General features: G+C 40.7%; 15 protein-coding genes and 1 riboswitch. Of the genes, 3 read left to right on the top strand and 12 right to left on the bottom strand.

The window, feature by feature from the left end; all coding sequences use genetic code 11:
• Positions 1-7: 7 nt before the first annotated feature.
• From QMG11_RS15800 to QMG11_RS15840, 9 genes are all read right to left on the bottom strand, one after another.
• A complete protein-coding gene (locus QMG11_RS15800) occupies positions 8-1,660 on the bottom strand; it encodes a peptide ABC transporter substrate-binding protein (protein ID WP_281837290.1) in 1,653 nt (550 codons plus the stop codon).
• 872 nt (positions 1,661-2,532) lie between these two features.
• Positions 2,533-4,296, bottom strand: a complete 1,764-nt coding sequence (locus tag QMG11_RS15805) for a M3 family oligoendopeptidase (protein WP_281837291.1) — start codon at positions 4,294-4,296, stop codon at positions 2,533-2,535.
• Between the two features lie 80 nt (positions 4,297-4,376).
• The gene (locus tag QMG11_RS15810) at positions 4,377-4,595 is read right to left on the bottom strand and encodes a hypothetical protein (RefSeq protein ID WP_281837292.1); all 219 of its coding nucleotides are present in this window, start codon (positions 4,593-4,595) and stop codon (positions 4,377-4,379) included.
• Entirely contained in the window at positions 4,588-5,580 is a 993-nt protein-coding gene (locus tag QMG11_RS15815) for an ABC transporter ATP-binding protein (protein WP_281837293.1), read from the bottom strand. Before QMG11_RS15815 ends, QMG11_RS15810 begins: the two co-directional genes overlap by 8 nt.
• Complete coding sequence (locus QMG11_RS15820; protein WP_373877241.1) at positions 5,573-6,565, bottom strand: ABC transporter ATP-binding protein; 993 nt, start codon at positions 6,563-6,565, stop codon at positions 5,573-5,575. The genes QMG11_RS15815 and QMG11_RS15820 overlap by 8 nt, the downstream gene beginning before the upstream one ends.
• A 6-nt stretch (positions 6,566-6,571) precedes the next feature.
• Positions 6,572-7,621 carry an ABC transporter permease gene (locus tag QMG11_RS15825; protein WP_281837295.1) on the bottom strand — a complete coding sequence of 350 codons (1,050 nt, stop codon included), beginning with the start codon at positions 7,619-7,621 and terminating at the stop codon, positions 6,572-6,574.
• Positions 7,621-8,652 (bottom strand): ABC transporter permease, encoded by a 1,032-nt coding sequence (locus QMG11_RS15830; RefSeq protein ID WP_281837296.1) that lies wholly within the window; start codon positions 8,650-8,652, stop codon positions 7,621-7,623. Before QMG11_RS15830 ends, QMG11_RS15825 begins: the two co-directional genes overlap by 1 nt.
• Positions 8,653-8,717: 65 nt before the next feature.
• Complete coding sequence (locus tag QMG11_RS15835; protein ID WP_281837297.1) at positions 8,718-10,475, bottom strand: ABC transporter substrate-binding protein; 1,758 nt, start codon at positions 10,473-10,475, stop codon at positions 8,718-8,720.
• Positions 10,476-10,943: 468 nt separating this feature from the next.
• Complete coding sequence (locus QMG11_RS15840) at positions 10,944-11,081, bottom strand: hypothetical protein (RefSeq protein ID WP_281837298.1); 138 nt, start codon at positions 11,079-11,081, stop codon at positions 10,944-10,946.
• 468 nt (positions 11,082-11,549) lie between these two features.
• On the opposite strand from QMG11_RS15840, the gene QMG11_RS15845 reads away from it, so the two are divergent.
• On the top strand, positions 11,550-12,440 hold the full coding sequence (locus tag QMG11_RS15845; RefSeq protein WP_281837299.1) for a type IV pilin protein: 891 nt from the start codon (positions 11,550-11,552) through the stop codon (positions 12,438-12,440).
• Between the two features lie 12 nt (positions 12,441-12,452).
• Here QMG11_RS15845 and QMG11_RS15850 read toward each other — a convergent pair whose 3' ends face one another.
• Positions 12,453-12,998: a hypothetical protein gene (locus tag QMG11_RS15850; protein ID WP_281837300.1), complete on the bottom strand. Its 546-nt coding sequence runs from the start codon at positions 12,996-12,998 to the stop codon at positions 12,453-12,455.
• A gap of 396 nt (positions 12,999-13,394) precedes the next feature.
• Positions 13,395-14,195 (bottom strand): diaminopimelate epimerase, encoded by an 801-nt coding sequence (gene dapF, locus QMG11_RS15855; RefSeq protein WP_281837301.1) that lies wholly within the window; start codon positions 14,193-14,195, stop codon positions 13,395-13,397.
• 91 nt (positions 14,196-14,286) lie between these two features.
• A riboswitch (Lysine riboswitch) is annotated at positions 14,287-14,461 on the bottom strand.
• A gap of 140 nt (positions 14,462-14,601) precedes the next feature.
• Here dapF and QMG11_RS15860 point away from each other — a divergent pair.
• Positions 14,602-14,799, top strand: coding sequence for a YwbE family protein (locus QMG11_RS15860; protein ID WP_281837302.1), 198 nt, complete (start codon positions 14,602-14,604; stop codon positions 14,797-14,799).
• Between the two features lie 348 nt (positions 14,800-15,147).
• Entirely contained in the window at positions 15,148-15,339 is a 192-nt protein-coding gene (locus QMG11_RS15865; protein ID WP_281837303.1) for a hypothetical protein, read from the top strand.
• Positions 15,340-15,489: 150 nt separating this feature from the next.
• Here the strand turns inward: QMG11_RS15865 and QMG11_RS15870 are convergent, their stop codons facing one another.
• The gene (locus QMG11_RS15870) at positions 15,490-17,064 is read right to left on the bottom strand and encodes a glycosyltransferase family 4 protein (protein WP_281837304.1); all 1,575 of its coding nucleotides are present in this window, start codon (positions 17,062-17,064) and stop codon (positions 15,490-15,492) included.
• Positions 17,065-17,066: the final 2 nt, after the last annotated feature.

Raw genomic sequence — 17,066 nt, forward strand, 5'->3', positions numbered from 1 at the left:
TACCTCCCTACTCCACTATATGAACATTTTTAAAGTCAATTCCTCCGAAAAGTGCAATTACAAGTCCGTCTATCCTCTTGGATATAAATGTATTCCTCTTTCTATATAGTGTTGGCGCAATGGCTGAATCCTCGTAGAGAAGGATGTGCTCCGCTTCCTTAAAGTACTCCAGTCTCTTCTCCTGATCTATAGTGTTCGCCGCCATCTTGATAAGCTCATCATATCTTTCATTCTCATATCCGATATTATAGATCCCCGCTTCCGAGCTCCAGATATCTAAGAATGTGCTAGGGTCGTTGTAGTCTCCAGTCCACGCCATCCCTGCAAGCTGGAAATCCTGTTCATCTATTCTCTTCTGGAATACTGGCCACTCTACAAACTCACCCTTCACCTCTACTCCCAGGCTCTTCTTCCACATCTGCTGTACATACTCAAAGTAGTTTCTCGACCAGTCATTTGTACCGGTATTCAGATAGGTTACCTCTAAGTCCTCAGGCTTATCTGAGATTCCAAGCTCTCTCAGACCTTCAATTAGAAGCACCCTAGGATCTGGATTCTCCTGCCTTAGTTCCTGCAGCGGTTCCCCTGCAAGCTTTCTGTACTCTCTTCCTGCTATCTGTAGCTTTGGCGGCACCCATCCGTAAGCTGAATCAAAGGTCCCCTTGAATATTACATCTGCCATATCCTCCCTTGTTATAGCCAGGGAGAAGGCCTTTCTCACCTTGTCGTTAGAGAAGATATCGTCCTTCTGGTTAAAGAATGAGTAGTTTGTTCCTGCTGCAAATCCCTTAACAACATCAAACTTTCCAGTTTTATTGAACTTCTCTATCCACTCCTCCTTGGATACCCCTGCAATGTCCAGCTGACCATTTAGCAACATATTCATCTGGGCATTGGTGTCCTGGATGATCTGAACATTTAACTTATCGATCTTAACTGAGTCTGCATCCCAGTAGTTTTCATTTTTTGCCAGGGTTATCTTGTTGTTCGGTACCCACTCCACCACCTTAAATGGACCGTTGGCTATAAGAGTTTCCCCTGCTGCTCCGTATCTGTCTCCATACTTTTCAACTACATCCCTTCTCTGTGGATAGAGAGTCTTGTAGTAGGTTAGATCTAAGAAGTAACCGCAAGGAGAGTTCAGAGTAAACTCAAGGGTCCTATCATCCACAGCCCTTACTCCTACCTTGCTGACATCTGCACTTCCCGAGTTGTAGTTGGTAGCATTCTTTATTGGTGCCAGTATAAATGCGTACTGAGATGCTGTTGATGGATCCAGAGTTCTCTTGATACTATACTCAAAGTCCCCTGCAGTAACCGGCTGTCCGTCCCACCACTTTGCATCCCTTAGGTGGAAGGTCCACACCAGCCCATCCTCGCTTACCTCCCAGGACTCAGCTATCCCTGGAACAACAATATCCTGACCATCCTCCCCTACAGATACCCTGGTTAACCCCTCCATTACCTGGGTAAACACTGTAGATGCATTGACATCAGTTGCCTTAGAAATATCCAGTGTTTTTAGACCAGAATTCAGAAAGAAGTTTACAACTGTCTCCTGAGATTCTGCCACCTTCTCATCCTTTCCCCCGCAAGCACTCAATAGAAGCAGTGCAATGATCATTCCTGCCATGAGGAATGCATTCCTAACCTTGCTCATATAACCCCTCCTTTTTTTCAATAATGAAATTTTCTTTACTATTTATATAGCTCCACCCCCTTACCCTTTGTCAAATAAAAAATATTCATAATTTCTTTTTAAACTGTATATTTTCTAAACAAAATCAATAAAAACAAGCATTATAATAGGAATTGGGAATCTCTTTAGTCAAGAGAAAAAAATATTTATTTTTAGATTAAGTTTTTTTATATTTTGAAATATTAACAACAAATTATTATTATTATTGATATTATCCATTTAAATTTTTATCTTTATTTTAAGTACAACAATTGACTTTATCCCTTAAAAGTTATCATTTTAAAAACTTTAATTAATCAAGTTATAGAGTTACTCAAAATTAAATATAATAGATAATGGACACCACAAAATAAAAAAATCCATTATTCTATCTTTTTTTGAAAACTAATAAGACTTATCCAATCCCGGAACCTTTTTTCATATTTAAAAACTTTTTATTCATCAAGATGAATTCTAGACGCTTTAACTCAAACCGTTGATATATGAATATCAAGATCTGTCCTTCCACTAAAAGCAAGGTGACATTGCATCCTAAAAGTCATTTGGAACACTGATACCTTTATGGTTAATTTTTATAGTTTCTATACTTCCCTAATGATAAAAAGGAGCGTAACGCTCTACCCACGCCAACCTTATGTAATTGTTTTTTATAATGGGATTAATCTATAATTCCATACTTTCCTTAATAGTAAAAATAAAGAGGCCCCTTTTAGACAAAGGAGCCTCTTCTAATTAAAGCTATGCTTTTTTTCTTAAAACCGAATATCCTTTAGATGTGTATGCCACATACATCTTTAAACCCTCTTATAAAGATATTAACTAAGAGATAGCTACTAATTCCCAACTAGTCCCTCTGTGAGCTCTAGGAAGAGGTCTATATCCTCCTTAACCTGATCTAGAGAACTTCTCCAGAACTGAATATCAGTTACATCTATATCTGCCAGCTGAGCAGCCTCCTCCACTGTCTTCTGTCCCGTCAGCCTCAGAAGGTTATCATACTTTGGTACAAACTCCTCCCTGTCCCTTAAGTACTGGGAGTATAGTCCCCTTCCAAAGAGAGCACCAAAGGCATATGGGAAGTTATAGAAGTTCAGGGAAGGTCTGTAGTAGTGTCCCTTATTTATCCACATATATGGATGAAGAAGCTCCTCATCCATTACCTCACCATAGGTAGCTTTCTGAGCCTCTACCATAAGATTTTTAAGTTGGTCTGAACTGAGAACCGTATCCCTTCTCTCGTTGAATACGCTCTCCTCAAATATATACCTGCTCAGTATATCCACAGCTACCTGGGTGATATCCTGAAGGGAGCTCTCCAATAGGAAGATCTTCTCCTCATCGCTGGCATCGGAAAGTGCCCTCTTCATCACAATGGTCTCGCACATAATAGAGGCTGTCTCAGCTACAGGCATGGTGTAGTCTGTATTGAGAGGACTCTCAGCAAATATACACTCTCCGTGGTAGGCGTGACCCAGCTCATGGGCTAAGGTAAGCACATCGGAGAAGGAACCTGTAAAGTTGCTGAGTATTCTGCTCTCCTTAATTGGAGGAATATTGGCACAGAATGCTCCCCCTACCTTCCCCTTTTTAGGACAATAATCGATCCACTCCTCATCAAAGGCCCTTCTTGCCACTCCAGCCAACCTACCTGAAAAGCTGCTAAAGTTCTCTAGGATATAAGCCTGAGCCTCCTCTATGGTAAATACCTTATCCACATTCCCTATTGGAGCAAAGAGTTCATAGAAGGGTAGCCCCTTGCTATAACCTAAGATCTCGGCCTTTCTCTTCAGGTATCTTCTGAAGTGAGGCAGGTACTCCTTTATGGCAATGAGGAGTTTATCCAGGGTATCCTGGGTCATCCTGGAGTCTATGAGAGTCTTTTCAATGGGACTGGAATAACCCCTGAACTCAGTTATGGTGTTTACCTCCCCCTTGATGGAGTTCAGTGCACTGGCAATGGCCTTCTCAATCTTCTCATATGACTTTATCTCTGCTTCAAAGGCCGCCTTCCTCACGGAACTCTCCTTGTGGTATGCCAGGTTCCTTACCTCTGAAAGGGTTATAGTTTTTCCCTCTCCCTCCATATCCACATCCAGAGTAGAGGTAAGAAGCCCCTGAAGGTTGCTCCAGGCTTTCCCCCCACTTTGGCTCAGCTTGGAAAGGAGTACCTCGGTCTTCTCATCCAGCGCATACCTCTCCCTTTCCTTGATCTCATTTAAGTAGAAGATGTGCTCCCCTATAAAGGAACTCTCCTCAGCCATCCTTTGAATATCAAGCCCTGCAATCCACTTCTCTCCCATGGTCCTAACCTCAGCTATATCTGCTTCCCTGTTCATTAGATAGTTAATATATTTTATAGCATCTTCATCTGAGGTATTGATACTCTCAGAAAGAAAGGAAAAGGTTCCCAGCTTCCCCTCTACCTGATTATACTCTATTAGGTTTTTAAGATACCCCTCCAGAGTCTCTGTATGTTCAGCAAATCTTCCCTTAAACCCGTTTAACCCCTCTATGATAACATCCAGCCTCTTGAGATCCTCCTGAAACTCCTTGGAATCAAAGGATGGATATAGTTTTTTTAAATTCCAGTTGCTCATACTAGCCCCCTTTAAATCAATATGATATTTTCCACTAAAAGAGCCCTGTCTAGCCCCTTGGACTTAGACAGGGTACTCTGCTACACTCTAAAGATAAAAGCTACTACAAAGTAAAATAGTAGAGCTCCTATAACCACCACTGGGAATATTGTTGTCATAGCTGCAATTATAAGAGCCTTCTCATCACTTCTGTCAAACCTTGTATTTTGAGAGAGGGTTCTCAGCTCCTCATTCTCCCTTCTAAGCTCCTCCCTCTTAGAAGTGAACTCCGAGGTAAAATCCTCCGATCTCTTATGCAATCTCTGCTCCCTTATAGTGACAGGCTACAAAGTGCCCCTCTGACACCTTCTCCCACTGGGGAAGCTCAGTCTTACACCTGTCCTTGGCTATAGGACACCTCGTATGAAACTTACATCCCTCTGGAGGAGTTACGTTGGAAGGAATATCTCCCTCGAGGATGATCCTCTTCTTATTTTTAATAGCATCCAAATCCGTTTCCGGTATAGAGGAGAGGAGTGCCTTGGTGTATGGGTGTTGCGGACTACTATAGAGATTCCTCTTAGGTGCCAGCTCCACCATATTCCCCAGATACATAACTCCTATTCTGTCGGAGATATGCTTTACCACTGAAAGATCGTGAGAGATAAAGAGATATGACATCCCAAACTCCTTCTTAAGGTCGTTAAGGAGGTTTATTACCTGAGACTGGATGGATACATCCAGAGCAGATACAGCCTCATCACACACAACAAACTTTGGTTTCAGTGCCAGGGAACGGGCTATACCTATTCTCTGCCTCTGCCCTCCACTGAACTCGTGGGGGTATCTGTAGATCATATAGTCATCCAGCCCGCAGGTCTTCATAATCTTCTTTACATAATCCTCCAACTCTCTGGAACCGGCTTTATAGAGGCCGTGTTCCACAAGGGCTTCCCCTATGATATTTCCCACTGTCATCCTTGGATTCAGGGATGAGTAGGGATCCTGGAAGATGATCTGCATCTCCCTTCTGAGGGGTACCATCTCCTTGGTAGAGAGTTCCGTAATGTCACGGCCATCATAGATAATTCTTCCCTCTGTGGGGTTATATAATTTTAGGAGGGTTCTTCCAAAGGTGGACTTTCCACACCCAGATTCTCCTACTATTCCTATAGTCTCCCCCTCATAGAGAGTCATATCTATCCCGTCATTGGCCTTTACAAAAAGCTTCTCTCCCGCCTTCTTCCTTCCAAGGGGAAAGTACTGCTTCAGGTTCTTAGTTTCAAGTATTATTTTTCTATCCATTTCTCTTCTCCTTATGCGGGTAGAAGCACCTGATCAAGTGGTTGGGTTCTACCTCTATGAGATTTGGCTTTTCAGTTTCACACTTCTTAGTTGCAAAGTTACAACGGGGAGCAAATCTGCAGCCCACAGGAAGGTTTAACGGGTGGGGAACACTTCCCTCTATCTGATCCAGATACTCCACCTCTTCATTTAACTTTGGAATGGAGTTCAGCAGCCCCTCTTTATATGGATGGGAGTACTGTGATTCCTTGGAGAAAAGGATCTCCACAGGAGCCTTCTCAACCGCTTCTCCAGTATACATTACCACTACATCATCAGCCAGCTCAGCAATAGCTCCCAGGTCGTGGGTAATAAAGAGCACCGCTGTATTGTGCTTCCTCTTCAGATCATTCATAAGCTTAAATATCTGTGCCTGGATAGTTACATCCAGGGCTGTTGTAGGCTCATCTGCTATAAGAAGCTTTGGCTCACATGCCAGGGCCATTGCTATCATCACCCTCTGTCTCATTCCTCCAGAGAGCTGATATGGATAGGTGTGCACTACCTCCTCCGGGTTGGGTATCTTCACCTCTCTAAGAAGTTCCACAGACCTCTCCCAGGCCTCCTTCTTATTCATCCCCTGGTGGAGGATAAGAGGTTCACTGAGCTGCCTTCCTATCTTGAATACAGGGTTAAGACTTGTCATAGGCTCCTGAAATATCATGGAGATTTCATTTCCCCTTATACTTCTCATCTCATCTTCGGAAAGGTCTACAATATCCCTTCCGTCAAACATTATGCTTCCCTTTACTATCTCTCCCGGTTCCTCGATGAGCTTTAATATACTAAATGAGGTGATGGATTTTCCGGAACCTGATTCCCCTACAACTCCCAGAGTTCTTCCAGGCTGGATCTCCATATCCACACCATTTACTGCCTTTATCGTTCCCTTATTGGTAAAGAAATAGGTATGCAGATTTCTTATTTCCAGTAGGTTTTTTTGCATATGCATCTACATCTCCTCCTTGGATATCATTACATCCTTAACTGTTCCCTTTTTTCCCCTTAGCTTCTGCTCCTTCTTCATGAGCTTCTCTCTTCTCTTCTTCTCCTTGAGTCTGGCCTTCTGCTCCTTACTCATATACTGTGACTTAGGATCCACTGCATCCCTCAGTCCCTCTCCCACAAGGTTGATACTCATGATAAGGGAGAAGAGAGCAAACCCAGGAAATACCCATGTCCACCAGTACTTTGTCATAACTACTGCATCCTGAGCTGCCACACTTAGAAGCCTTCCCCAGGTAGGGATAGGTTCAGTTACAGAGAGACCCAGGTAGGAAAGGGATGACTCTGAAAGTATTGCCCCTGCAAAGGTTAAGGTTCCACTTACAATTACATATGTCAGTACGTTGGGAATAAGGTGTCTGGTGATCTGATGGTAGCTGCTTATCCCCAGAGCCTTTGTTGCCAGAATAAACTCCTGCTCCCTGAGAGAGAGTATCTGACCCCTTACCATCCTTGCCAGACCAGTCCATCTGAGAGATCCCAGGATAAAGATTATAAGGTAGAGTCTTAGGTGTGCATCCAGATCTGCAAATATAGCAGAGATAGTCATGGCTATAGCAAGGAATGGAAAGGAGGAAACAATCTCCGTCCCCCTCATAATGATACTGTCTATCTTTCCGCCGAAGAACCCTGCAATGGCCCCGATGGATACCCCTATAAATACAGACATAAATGTAGAGAGGATACCAACCTGTATAGATATCCAACCTCCCTCTAGAACTCTAAGGAAGAGATCCCTTCCCTGGCCATCTGTTCCAAAGATATGCTCCATACTGGGAGCCATATACTTCTTGTCCATATATACCTTAGCCAGGTTATATCCACTGAAATTGATATAAAAGTGTGTCACAGTAATTATCGCAACAAGAAATATAAGAAGGCACAGCCCAAACATCGCCAGCTTGTTGTGTTTGAACTTAATCATAATTTGTTTGGTAGGGGAGATGATCTTCTCATGCTCCCTGCTTAACTTGTCATTACTCACAGCAGTACTCATTATTTGATCCTCCTCTCTCTTATTCTAGGGTCAACTATTGCATATCCTATATCTATAAACAGGTTAGCAAATAGTGTCAGAACAGCGTAGAATAAGAGAACTGTTGAAAGAACTCCCCTGTCCTTAAATGTATAGGCCTGGTTCATCAGATATCCCATCCCCGGCCACGCAAATATCTTCTCAACTATGATAGATCCCCCAAAGAGAGCGGGAATCCAGAATCCAATAATTGTAATTACTGGAATAAGGGCGTTCTGGAAGGCATGCTGATATATCACTACCTTCTCTGAAAGTCCCTTAGCCCTTGAGGTCCTTATATAATCCGCCTTCAATACCTCTATCATGGCATTTCTTATATACCTCACAAGGCTCGCCAGGGAGGATAGTACGATTACAGTTACCGGCAGTATCAGATACATAAAATCAGGTCTTATCCCCCTAGGATCTCTCATTCCTGAAAATGGAAGCACTCTAAAAGTAGCTGCAAATAATAGTACCAGAAGAAGAGCCATAAAAAATGATGGCAGGGAGATCCCTATCATGGAAAATACTGTTACACTCTTATCATATGTTGAGTTTTTCTTCACAGCTGATTTAATACCAATCGGTATAGCTATTAAGAAAGCAAGAATAAAACCAAAGATATTTACCTTAAAGGAGTTTTTAATATAGGTTCCGATAAACTCATTTATAGGCTTATTTAGTGCAACAGAGTAACCAAAGTTTCCTGTGAGGATATCCTTCCACCAGAGAAAGTATCTCACTATAATAGGCTTGTTGTATCCCAGAGTTATTCTCATAGTTTCCACATACTGGGCTCTTTCTACCTCGGTCATGCTGGCTGTTGTTTCTGGGTTTATCATTGCAAGTACCGGATCCCCAGGCATCAGCTCTATCAGGCCAAAAATAGCTATAGAGATAATAATAGTTACAGGAAGAAGGTGTACTATTCTGTTTCCTATATACTTGCAGTAGGGAAAAATCATGTCAAAGATTTCTTGAAGTCTTCCGTGCCTTTTACTTTTGTCCATATTATCCTCCATAGAATAGAGAGGGAGGTTTCCCTCCCCTCTACTCCCATCTTATTCATTCTCAGTTATTTTTTGATCTTAGCCTTAACAATAGCATACGGCCACTGCCATAGGGCATTTGTCTCAAAGTCCTCCAACTTGTTGTTGTAAGCATCATAGTAGTTGTTAGAGTATAGAGGCAGCTGTGGAAGATCCTCATTTATTGACACTATCCACTCTCTCCAGTACTTCTTGTACTTAGTAACACCCTCATCTGTAGTTGCATTGGAGAATCTGATCTTATCCAGAAGCTCCTCATTACTTGCATATCTGTTACTGTTTGTAGAAGCTCCCTGACCAAATGGAAGGATCTTAGTTGAAGACCAGTTTGCATATGGGTTATACTTCAGAGCGTAGCTTGTTCCCCCTGTAAACATGTGATACTTTCTCTCAGTGGCAGAGATATTTCCATATAGGTGGCTTGCCATTACAGACCAGTCGATAACCTCTACGTTTACCTTTATTCCAAACTCCTCCTGAACTTCCTTAGTAAGAGTAAGGTTTATAGCATCTGTCCAAGATGAAGTGATAGCCAGGTTAAGAGTAAGAACCTCTCCATCCCACAGGTATCTTCCATCAGCATCCTTTGTTAGCTTTGCATACTCACCCTCTGTCTTCTCTGCAGCAAGGTCTAATAGCTCATGAGCCTTTGCCAGGTTAGCTTCCTTGTTCCAGCTTCCATCATTATTTAGAATATCGTAGTTTTTAAGAGTCTTTTCAAAAGCTCCCTCTGTTCCAAAGCTTTCCCCCTTATCATACATCATCCACATATTTCTAGAGTATGGGGCATTGGAAGAGATCCCATAGTTCCCTAGGAAAAGGTTTCTGAACTTCACTCTGTTGAACTCATAGGCAAATGCCTTACGAACCTCTGGTAGCTGTACTGGTCCATAATCGCAATGGAAGGTAATCTGTCCTCCTCCGTGACGATAGTAATCATTTGTGGCAATACTCTCATCCTCTTTTACTGCATCTATCTTTGTATCCTTAATAATTCCAGTAAGAGCATCTACCTCTCCAGTAAGAAGCTGAGTTACCTCAGTTTCACTTGGAACATTCTGAACAATTAGAGTTGGGATGCTTGGTTTATCCCCGTGAGCATCTCCCTGGAAGTTCTCATTTATAACAAGCTTTACAAACTGAGACTCCACATACTCCTCTATCTTATATGGTCCATACCCTATAGGAGAGCTGATATTAGCCTTTACCCACTGCTGAATAGTTATTCCATCCTTTGCAGCTCCCTCTGAAATAATCTTGGAGTTCATGATATAAGGTGTATGAAATGCAGATTCATCGATAGTAAACACCATCTCCTTAAGGGTAAATGTAGCTGTATTAGCTTCCTCATCTATCTCAACCTTTTCTATATACTGATCTAAGCTGGATGTTCCCCCTGTATCCTGAAGAGCCTTCTTATCCATATAGAAATCATAGGTAAACTTTACATCCTTTACTGTTAGAGGATCCCCATTGGAAAACTTTAGTCCCTCCTTTAGCTTAAATACCCATACATCATCTATATCCTTTGATGGATCCGACTTTAGTGTTGTTCTATTCTCAACAAGTGGTGAGATCACAAGGTTTCCCTCATTTGTAGGTGCCATAAGACCATAACCCCATACAAGCCTTCTGATGTTGTTGTCATAGGATGAGTTTGTCCACCCGTTGTAAAAGTCCCCGTTAAAGTTTGAAGTTCCCATTACAAATACCTCGGGCTTCGATCCACATGAAGCCATTAAAGTAGTCAATGCAATGAGAACCAGTAAAAATAGTTTTTTCATAAAAATACTCTCCTCCCCTTTTTCTCCATTTTTTTCAATAATTAAATATTCTGTATTATTTATATAGCTCCATCTATATACCCTTTGTCAAATAAAAAACACTTACACCTTCACCGGCTATTTTTCAACTGCCTTTTTAATCTCAACAAATCATTTTTACATAATTAGAACTAAAGATCACTTTTGTTATCTAAAAAAATAAAACGTTCATTATTAAAATATTATTTTAATTAACGTAAAAAAAGAACAATTTTATACCTTTATTTGAATTTATCAACTTTTAAAATTAACTATCCTACCCTACTTTTTATTAAAAGTTGTCCATAATTCTGACCTTTCTGTATATTTTTAACAAAACCACCAATTACGAACACTTGTAGTTAAAAAATAGTCTCCAAATTAATAAAATAAAAAAAAGAGGCCTCCAAAGCTCTGTTGCTTTGGAGGCCTCTCTAAAAAACTTTTCAATTAAAATATGTCTAGCATAAGATCCTGATGACTGAACCTTTTTCCATCGATTATGATGTCATCTCCCTCTAAATCAAATGGGGAAATTAAAAGCTGGTCCTCTACTCTGTGTAAAATTTCCATTACCTCTCTACTCATGGTGAAACACCTTCCTTATATATAAAAATTAATAATTAAATACTCCCACTTCCTTGTTACGAGAGGATTATATAACTCTTTTTCAATAATGTAAACTAAAAAAGTTTGATTTTTTAGTATTTTTTTTACTTTTATACCATTTTAATGCAGAAGAAGTTCCGTTTATCTCCAACTTGATCTATAAGCGTTTTAAGCGTCTAAAAACAGGCTTACTTTATATAATTTGGGGAGATTATACTTCTTTTATATGATCTTTCTTCTAATTATTTAATGGATTTATCCTTAAATGCGATCACCATCTAAACAAGTATTTTCAAGGCTTAGAGAGAAGCACCCCTTCTATCTACAGGGTATATATGTCTGCTCTTGTAGATAGATCTCCATAATATTTCCTTAGTTGTTGACTAAAAAACATATCTTCACTATAATAATCAGATATATACTAATTTTATTCATGATGGAGGAGTTATGAAAAAAGCTTTTACTTTAATTGAATTGATGGTAGTCATTGCTATCATTGGAATATTAACTGCCATTGCCCTGCCCCGGTTTGCAGATATTACCGATAGTGCCAGGGTAGCCCAGGTACAGGGAAATCTTGCAAATCTGAGAACAACCATCGGGATGTTCTACGCCAAGACCGACAGCTATCCTACCTATGAGGAGGCTGCTACACTCAGCAAGAGCGATAGTATATCAGATATCTCACCTGAAGGAGACCTCTCTGAAAAGTTTGCAGAGTTCTACTCAAGATCTACCATGCCAACTACCCCGGCAGGGACTATAAAGATTGGAGGAGAGAAGGGGAACGCTCTCGCTGAAAGTAACAGGGTAGTAGCTGAGAGAAACAATAACGGAGGATGGCTCTATATAGAGGAGAGGGGAGAGATCTATGCTAACCTCATAGACGGAAACTATACTGGGAATCCTGAAACCGAAGTTTGGCAGGAGGAGAGCATAGATGATGGGGGAGGAGTAAATCCTGACAGTCCCAATGTCCCCACTGGACCAGGAGACTGGGGAGATTTTATAGACCAGGATAATACCAGCTTAGAAGATCCACAAAAAATTGGTTTTGATACAAAGTGGGTAGGAAGTGGGAAGTCTATGATCACTCTTAATGATAGAGATGATAGAGAATGGGATAAGTTTTATGTTTATGACGAAAATGGAAATATGGTTCCCAATCCCGAGAGTGAGGATGGTTCATATAACTATGGAGAAGGGGCTGTAGTAGCCTCCGATGACAGGTATATTGTTGTTTTGAAAAATTCAGAAACCGACGAATACCTTTATTCATACATAAGAAATGTTAACTCTTGGGAAAACATGGTGGACCCTGGAGATGTTTTCAATTAAAAAAGGAGCTTTTTAAGCTCCTTTTTTCTTTAGATACTCCTCATAGATCAACCTGTAGGATATTCTCCTGTTTCTGTCCACAACCATAGTATTTCTCTCTCCCCTGTAGTCTGTGAACTTCACCCTGATCTCCCTGGCTGAGGACAGCCTCTCCAGCAAATCTTCATCTATCTCTATATCAAACTTCTCTACTACCTCTCCGCTATCCCTTTTTACAACATGGGACCTTTCAAAGAGAAGGTAGTAGGTATACTCATCCTCATCAGCTATAATGGTCATAAGCTTAAGGGAACCATTCCCTCCGAGTTTATGTCTTCTTATCTCAAGACCTATATGACTTTCTCCAGATTCTCCCTCTGCTATATAGGGTAGTACCTCATCCCTGGAAAAAATCCTTAATGAAGATCTCTCCCCCCTTACCCTTACCCTGTCATCCTCATAGGTCAGATATCTTTCCTTAGCATAGTTCCCCTGAGCATCCAGATGCTCCCTCTCCTGAGTTCCTGTACACCCCGTTACAACAAGAAGTAATATAATTGCACCAAATATCCTTTTCATTCTACTCACCTCTGTCAAGCAACTAACCAGTCAACAATTCCATAAGTCCCCTCTTACTTAACCTGGGAACCTTTAAATAACTTTTTTAACATTAAATATAACATCTCTTTGTGCATTCCTCTTCCATCAATTAGCTCCAGATAGTCTATCTCTCAGACCTCTTTTGACTACCATCTGTATTTCTTTTCTACTACAATACTACCATAATATCCCAGGGTAAAGTCAAGCTAAGCCATATAGCAGTACTTTTATCATCACATAAGAGTCTTAGCTCCACTTAATATCTTTTAATATTTAAAGGATATGCTCTACCTATCTACTCTACACCATCTCAGGAAATATTTTAATGACATCTTGCGTATCTTGAAATAAAAAAAGACAGCTTAAGCTGTCTTTCTATCCAAAATATCCCGAGGCTACCTTCACTCCCCCACCAGTCATATAGATCTCATCTCCCGTCTCTATTGTAAGATCTCCAAGGGCGTGCTTTACTACTATGCTTTCTCCTGAGATCTTCCCCAGTCTCTTTCCTATGGTTGCAGAAGCACAGCTTCCCGTTCCACAGGCCATAGTCCTTCCCACTCCCCTTTCCCAGGTTATTATCCTTATAACATTATCTCCTTCCACCCTGCAGAAGTTTACACTGGTTCCCTCTGGAAAGTAAGGAAGGTCATTTATAAGGGCTCCATACTTATCTATAAACTCATCGCTGAGATCATCTGAAAAAACCACTGCATGGGGAGTTCCCACAAAGGCAGCACTGAGGTTAAACCTTCTTCCCTCTACCTCTACCTCCCTGTCTATTAGTTCCTCCCCTATGGTAGGATGGATATATTCAGCTCTTCCCAGAGCAACCTTAACTAGGAATGGATCCTCCCCTACAACTTCAGCATCCAGAACTCCAGCCCCTGTTTTTATGGAAAACTTCCTATCCTTTATAAGGTCATTGTTCTTAAGGTAGAGGCAGAGACACCTGAATCCATTACCACACATGGTATCATAGCTCCCATCGGCATTATAAAATATCATCTCTGGAATCTCTCCCCTCAGAGAGGAAACTATAAAACCATCTGCCCCAATCCCTGTTTTTCTATTACATACGGTAAGAGCCAGCTGGGAAAGGTCCTTCCCTGCTACATCCTCATGAGATACAACAACAAAATCATTTCCTAAACCATGGTATTTTTCAAACTTCATAACTACCTCCCTATTCAAAAGCAATAAAAAAAGCCAGCAGCTACCTGCAGGCTTTCATTCTCTGAATAAGGTTACTATCTGAATGAAACTTCCTTCAGATAGCTCTCCACCAAAATAATAGTGACAGTAGTGTAGCTCTTCACCACACTCCCAGCAACACTCCCTCGCCACGAGAGCATCCTTCGGCATCAAAGCCTTTCCCCCAATCTCTATGGCTGGCAGCCTCCCCTGGGATATTCATCTTCAATGCAACCTCTATCAAGATATTTAATTAATAGATTTATACCCCACCTTTTATAAAATATCAATGATTTTTTTATACTTTTTATCCTTAACTCCAATATTTCTTGGGAATCTCCCCCTTCTGTGATAAACTTATTTTAAATAAAGTAACAGGGAGTAGCGTATGGACGGAAGAAATAGAGACAATATAAAGCCTGGTATAGAGGTGACTATCGTATTGAAGCAGGATCAGAGAAGTGGTAAACTTACCTATGGACTTGTAAAGGATATCCTTACTAAGAGTAAGTTTCATCCCCACGGTATCAAGGTGAGGCTTGAAGATGGTCAGGTTGGAAGAGTTAAGGAAATAAAGGAGGCCTAATAGGGTCTTCTTTTTTTACTAAATCATAAAAAATTACAACCTCTCTATAACTTGTAAATAATACCTTCAATAACTACTCTTTAGAAAACTTTATTTTCCCCGAAGATATACTTAAATAATTTTTTATCCCTCCAAAAAGAAACTTTAGATTTTTTATAATGTATAAGTGGTAAATTTTATCCTCTCACTTTTCCCTCTCCCCCCTCCAAGACCTTGTATATATTACAATTTTGATTTAAATCCTTTGATTTTTAGTGAACAGTGTGTTACAATACAATTCGTTCATTTATAATCAGAATACCAATGAATTTAAAGTTCATTAATACTCAAAATGTCAGGAGTTGTAGTATGAAGAGGAAATATGAAGTCGACCTGTTTAAGTGTGAGATAAGATGCCTTGAAAGTGGTATAGTCTACAGTATAAGCGAGGATAGAGCCACTGAAGAAATATGTAAGGATAAGGAAACAGAGATGAAAAAGTACTACTCCAAGGTCCTCAAAGAGGACTTTTTAAAGAATAAATCCATGTACAACTACTAGATTTAAAAGATTACCTCATAAAAAGGAACGTGACCTTGCATCCCGATAACCTGTTGGAACCTTGTTCCTTCATATGACTTTTTTATAAAGTCTATACTTTCCTTAATAATAAAAAAAGCAGATAGAAATCTACCTGCTCTCCTAATAAACCTATCTGGATATCCTTATAAGCTCCTCACAGATCTTCTCATAGGAGAAGTTTTCTGCATAATTTTTAAAGAATTCTTTATTTTCCTTGGATATCTTTTCGTCACAGTTTTTAAGGATCTTCTCTGTGAGGTTAGCTACTGCTCTCCCGTCGAAAGAGACCTTATTTTCAGGAAATGGAACTACTTCTGAGAGGCCTGAATGATCGAAGGTTACAGGGATATTTCCCATATACATCCCCTCTAGAGCTATCATTCCAAAGGCTTCTGGAAATATAGAGGGAACCACTAGAAGGTCCGAGTGAGACATCATGGTCGGCAGAAGGTTATGGGAAAGATTTCCTGTAAAGGTCACCCTCTCTATATCCATGGCAGCTGCCATACTCAGGTACTCCTCCATCCTCTGCTCCTCTATAAGCTCCTCTATAAACCTCTTAAAATAACTAAGTTCACCAAAGGTTGTTCCCTCCTCCATCTCATGCCCCTCCTGGGAAAAGTTCAGCAAAAATGAAAGGTTTCTGCTCTTTAAAGCTCCCAGTATTACCTCTAAAGCCCCCCTTAACTTACCTGATCCGATAATAAATATCCTTGCATTGGGATACTTGTTAAATATATAGGGCAGGGTCATGAGGAACAGATGAGGCCCCTTGGAAAAGATAAACCGGCCTACAAAGGAGATTACCGGTGAGGCATCTAGAGAATCTATCTTCAGATGAAGATCTGAATCTGTAGAGGAGTATCCCTCTACCTTAGCAGCTCTTCTTCTTATCTCCTCTGAAATCCTTCCTATATCCTCTCCTCCCTGGCCCAGTCCTCTAAAGTAGGCACTATCCCTCTGTGAGTACCCGCCCATAGCTTCCCTCTCTATAACAGACAGCATCTCCTCCCTGTTAAGAACTCTGCCAAATACCTCCTTATTTATTCCACATGGGATAATTGCTCCCCTCTCCCTTACTAAATCTCCCATCTCACCGCTACCATATACCTCCAGGGTTCTCTGGAAGAAGTAATCACTTTGAAAAACTATTCTTCTGCAGTTCTTGAGACCCTCAGAGGAAAGTTTCTTATACCTCTCATCCCTGGCTATGGTATAGTTCAAGGAACTTCCGTGTCCTACAACAACATATGGAATCTTATTCTCCTCTGTGGCTTTCCTCAGTATATAGGGGGAGATCGCCAGATGGTTGCAGTAGATAATATCTATTTCATTCTCCTCTAGAAATTTTTTGAGGACAGAAACATTTAACTCAATATACTTCTCCAACTCCTCATCTGTGAGATCAACAAAGGTCTTCACCTGAAAATCCTCATAGGTATCCCTTACAAATACAGGAAGAAGCTCTCCAATATAGGGCTTTACATTGATAAGCTTATTCCTGTTTCTTTCTCCCATCACCTTGCGTTCCAGAGTCATATCACTCCTATATTCCCAGTGTTCATCAAACTCCTTTAGGTCCCTTCTCTCCTGGGAGAAGAGAAATACATTGTTATTCCTGGCAAAATCTTTAACCACATTGAGAGCATATATATTGCTCCCGCTTCCACTTAGTAGATATCCATGCCAATAAAGTATGTTCAAAT

It is taken from the genome of Propionigenium maris DSM 9537, from assembly GCF_027925155.1.
In the GTDB taxonomy this organism is placed as follows: Bacteria; Fusobacteriota; Fusobacteriia; order Fusobacteriales; family Fusobacteriaceae; genus Propionigenium; species Propionigenium maris.

What these genes read in the sequence shown, in the direction of transcription:
- dapF (WP_281837301.1), bottom strand. Translation starts at nt 14,195, where the DNA reads ATGAAGTTTGAAAAATACCATGGTTTAGGAAATGATTTTGTTGTTGTA.
- QMG11_RS15825 (WP_281837295.1), bottom strand. Translation starts at nt 7,621, where the DNA reads ATGAGTACTGCTGTGAGTAATGACAAGTTAAGCAGGGAGCATGAGAAG.
- QMG11_RS15830 (WP_281837296.1), bottom strand. Translation starts at nt 8,652, where the DNA reads ATGGACAAAAGTAAAAGGCACGGAAGACTTCAAGAAATCTTTGACATG.
- QMG11_RS15845 (WP_281837299.1), top strand. Translation starts at nt 11,550, where the DNA reads ATGAAAAAAGCTTTTACTTTAATTGAATTGATGGTAGTCATTGCTATC.
- QMG11_RS15800 (WP_281837290.1), bottom strand. Translation starts at nt 1,660, where the DNA reads ATGAGCAAGGTTAGGAATGCATTCCTCATGGCAGGAATGATCATTGCA.
- QMG11_RS15865 (WP_281837303.1), top strand. Translation starts at nt 15,148, where the DNA reads ATGAAGAGGAAATATGAAGTCGACCTGTTTAAGTGTGAGATAAGATGC.
- QMG11_RS15835 (WP_281837297.1), bottom strand. Translation starts at nt 10,475, where the DNA reads ATGAAAAAACTATTTTTACTGGTTCTCATTGCATTGACTACTTTAATG.
- QMG11_RS15805 (WP_281837291.1), bottom strand. Translation starts at nt 4,296, where the DNA reads ATGAGCAACTGGAATTTAAAAAAACTATATCCATCCTTTGATTCCAAG.
- QMG11_RS15820 (WP_373877241.1), bottom strand. Translation starts at nt 6,565, where the DNA reads ATGCAAAAAAACCTACTGGAAATAAGAAATCTGCATACCTATTTCTTT.
- QMG11_RS15860 (WP_281837302.1), top strand. Translation starts at nt 14,602, where the DNA reads ATGGACGGAAGAAATAGAGACAATATAAAGCCTGGTATAGAGGTGACT.
- QMG11_RS15815 (WP_281837293.1), bottom strand. Translation starts at nt 5,580, where the DNA reads ATGGATAGAAAAATAATACTTGAAACTAAGAACCTGAAGCAGTACTTT.
- QMG11_RS15850 (WP_281837300.1), bottom strand. Translation starts at nt 12,998, where the DNA reads ATGAAAAGGATATTTGGTGCAATTATATTACTTCTTGTTGTAACGGGG.
- QMG11_RS15840 (WP_281837298.1), bottom strand. Translation starts at nt 11,081, where the DNA reads ATGAGTAGAGAGGTAATGGAAATTTTACACAGAGTAGAGGACCAGCTT.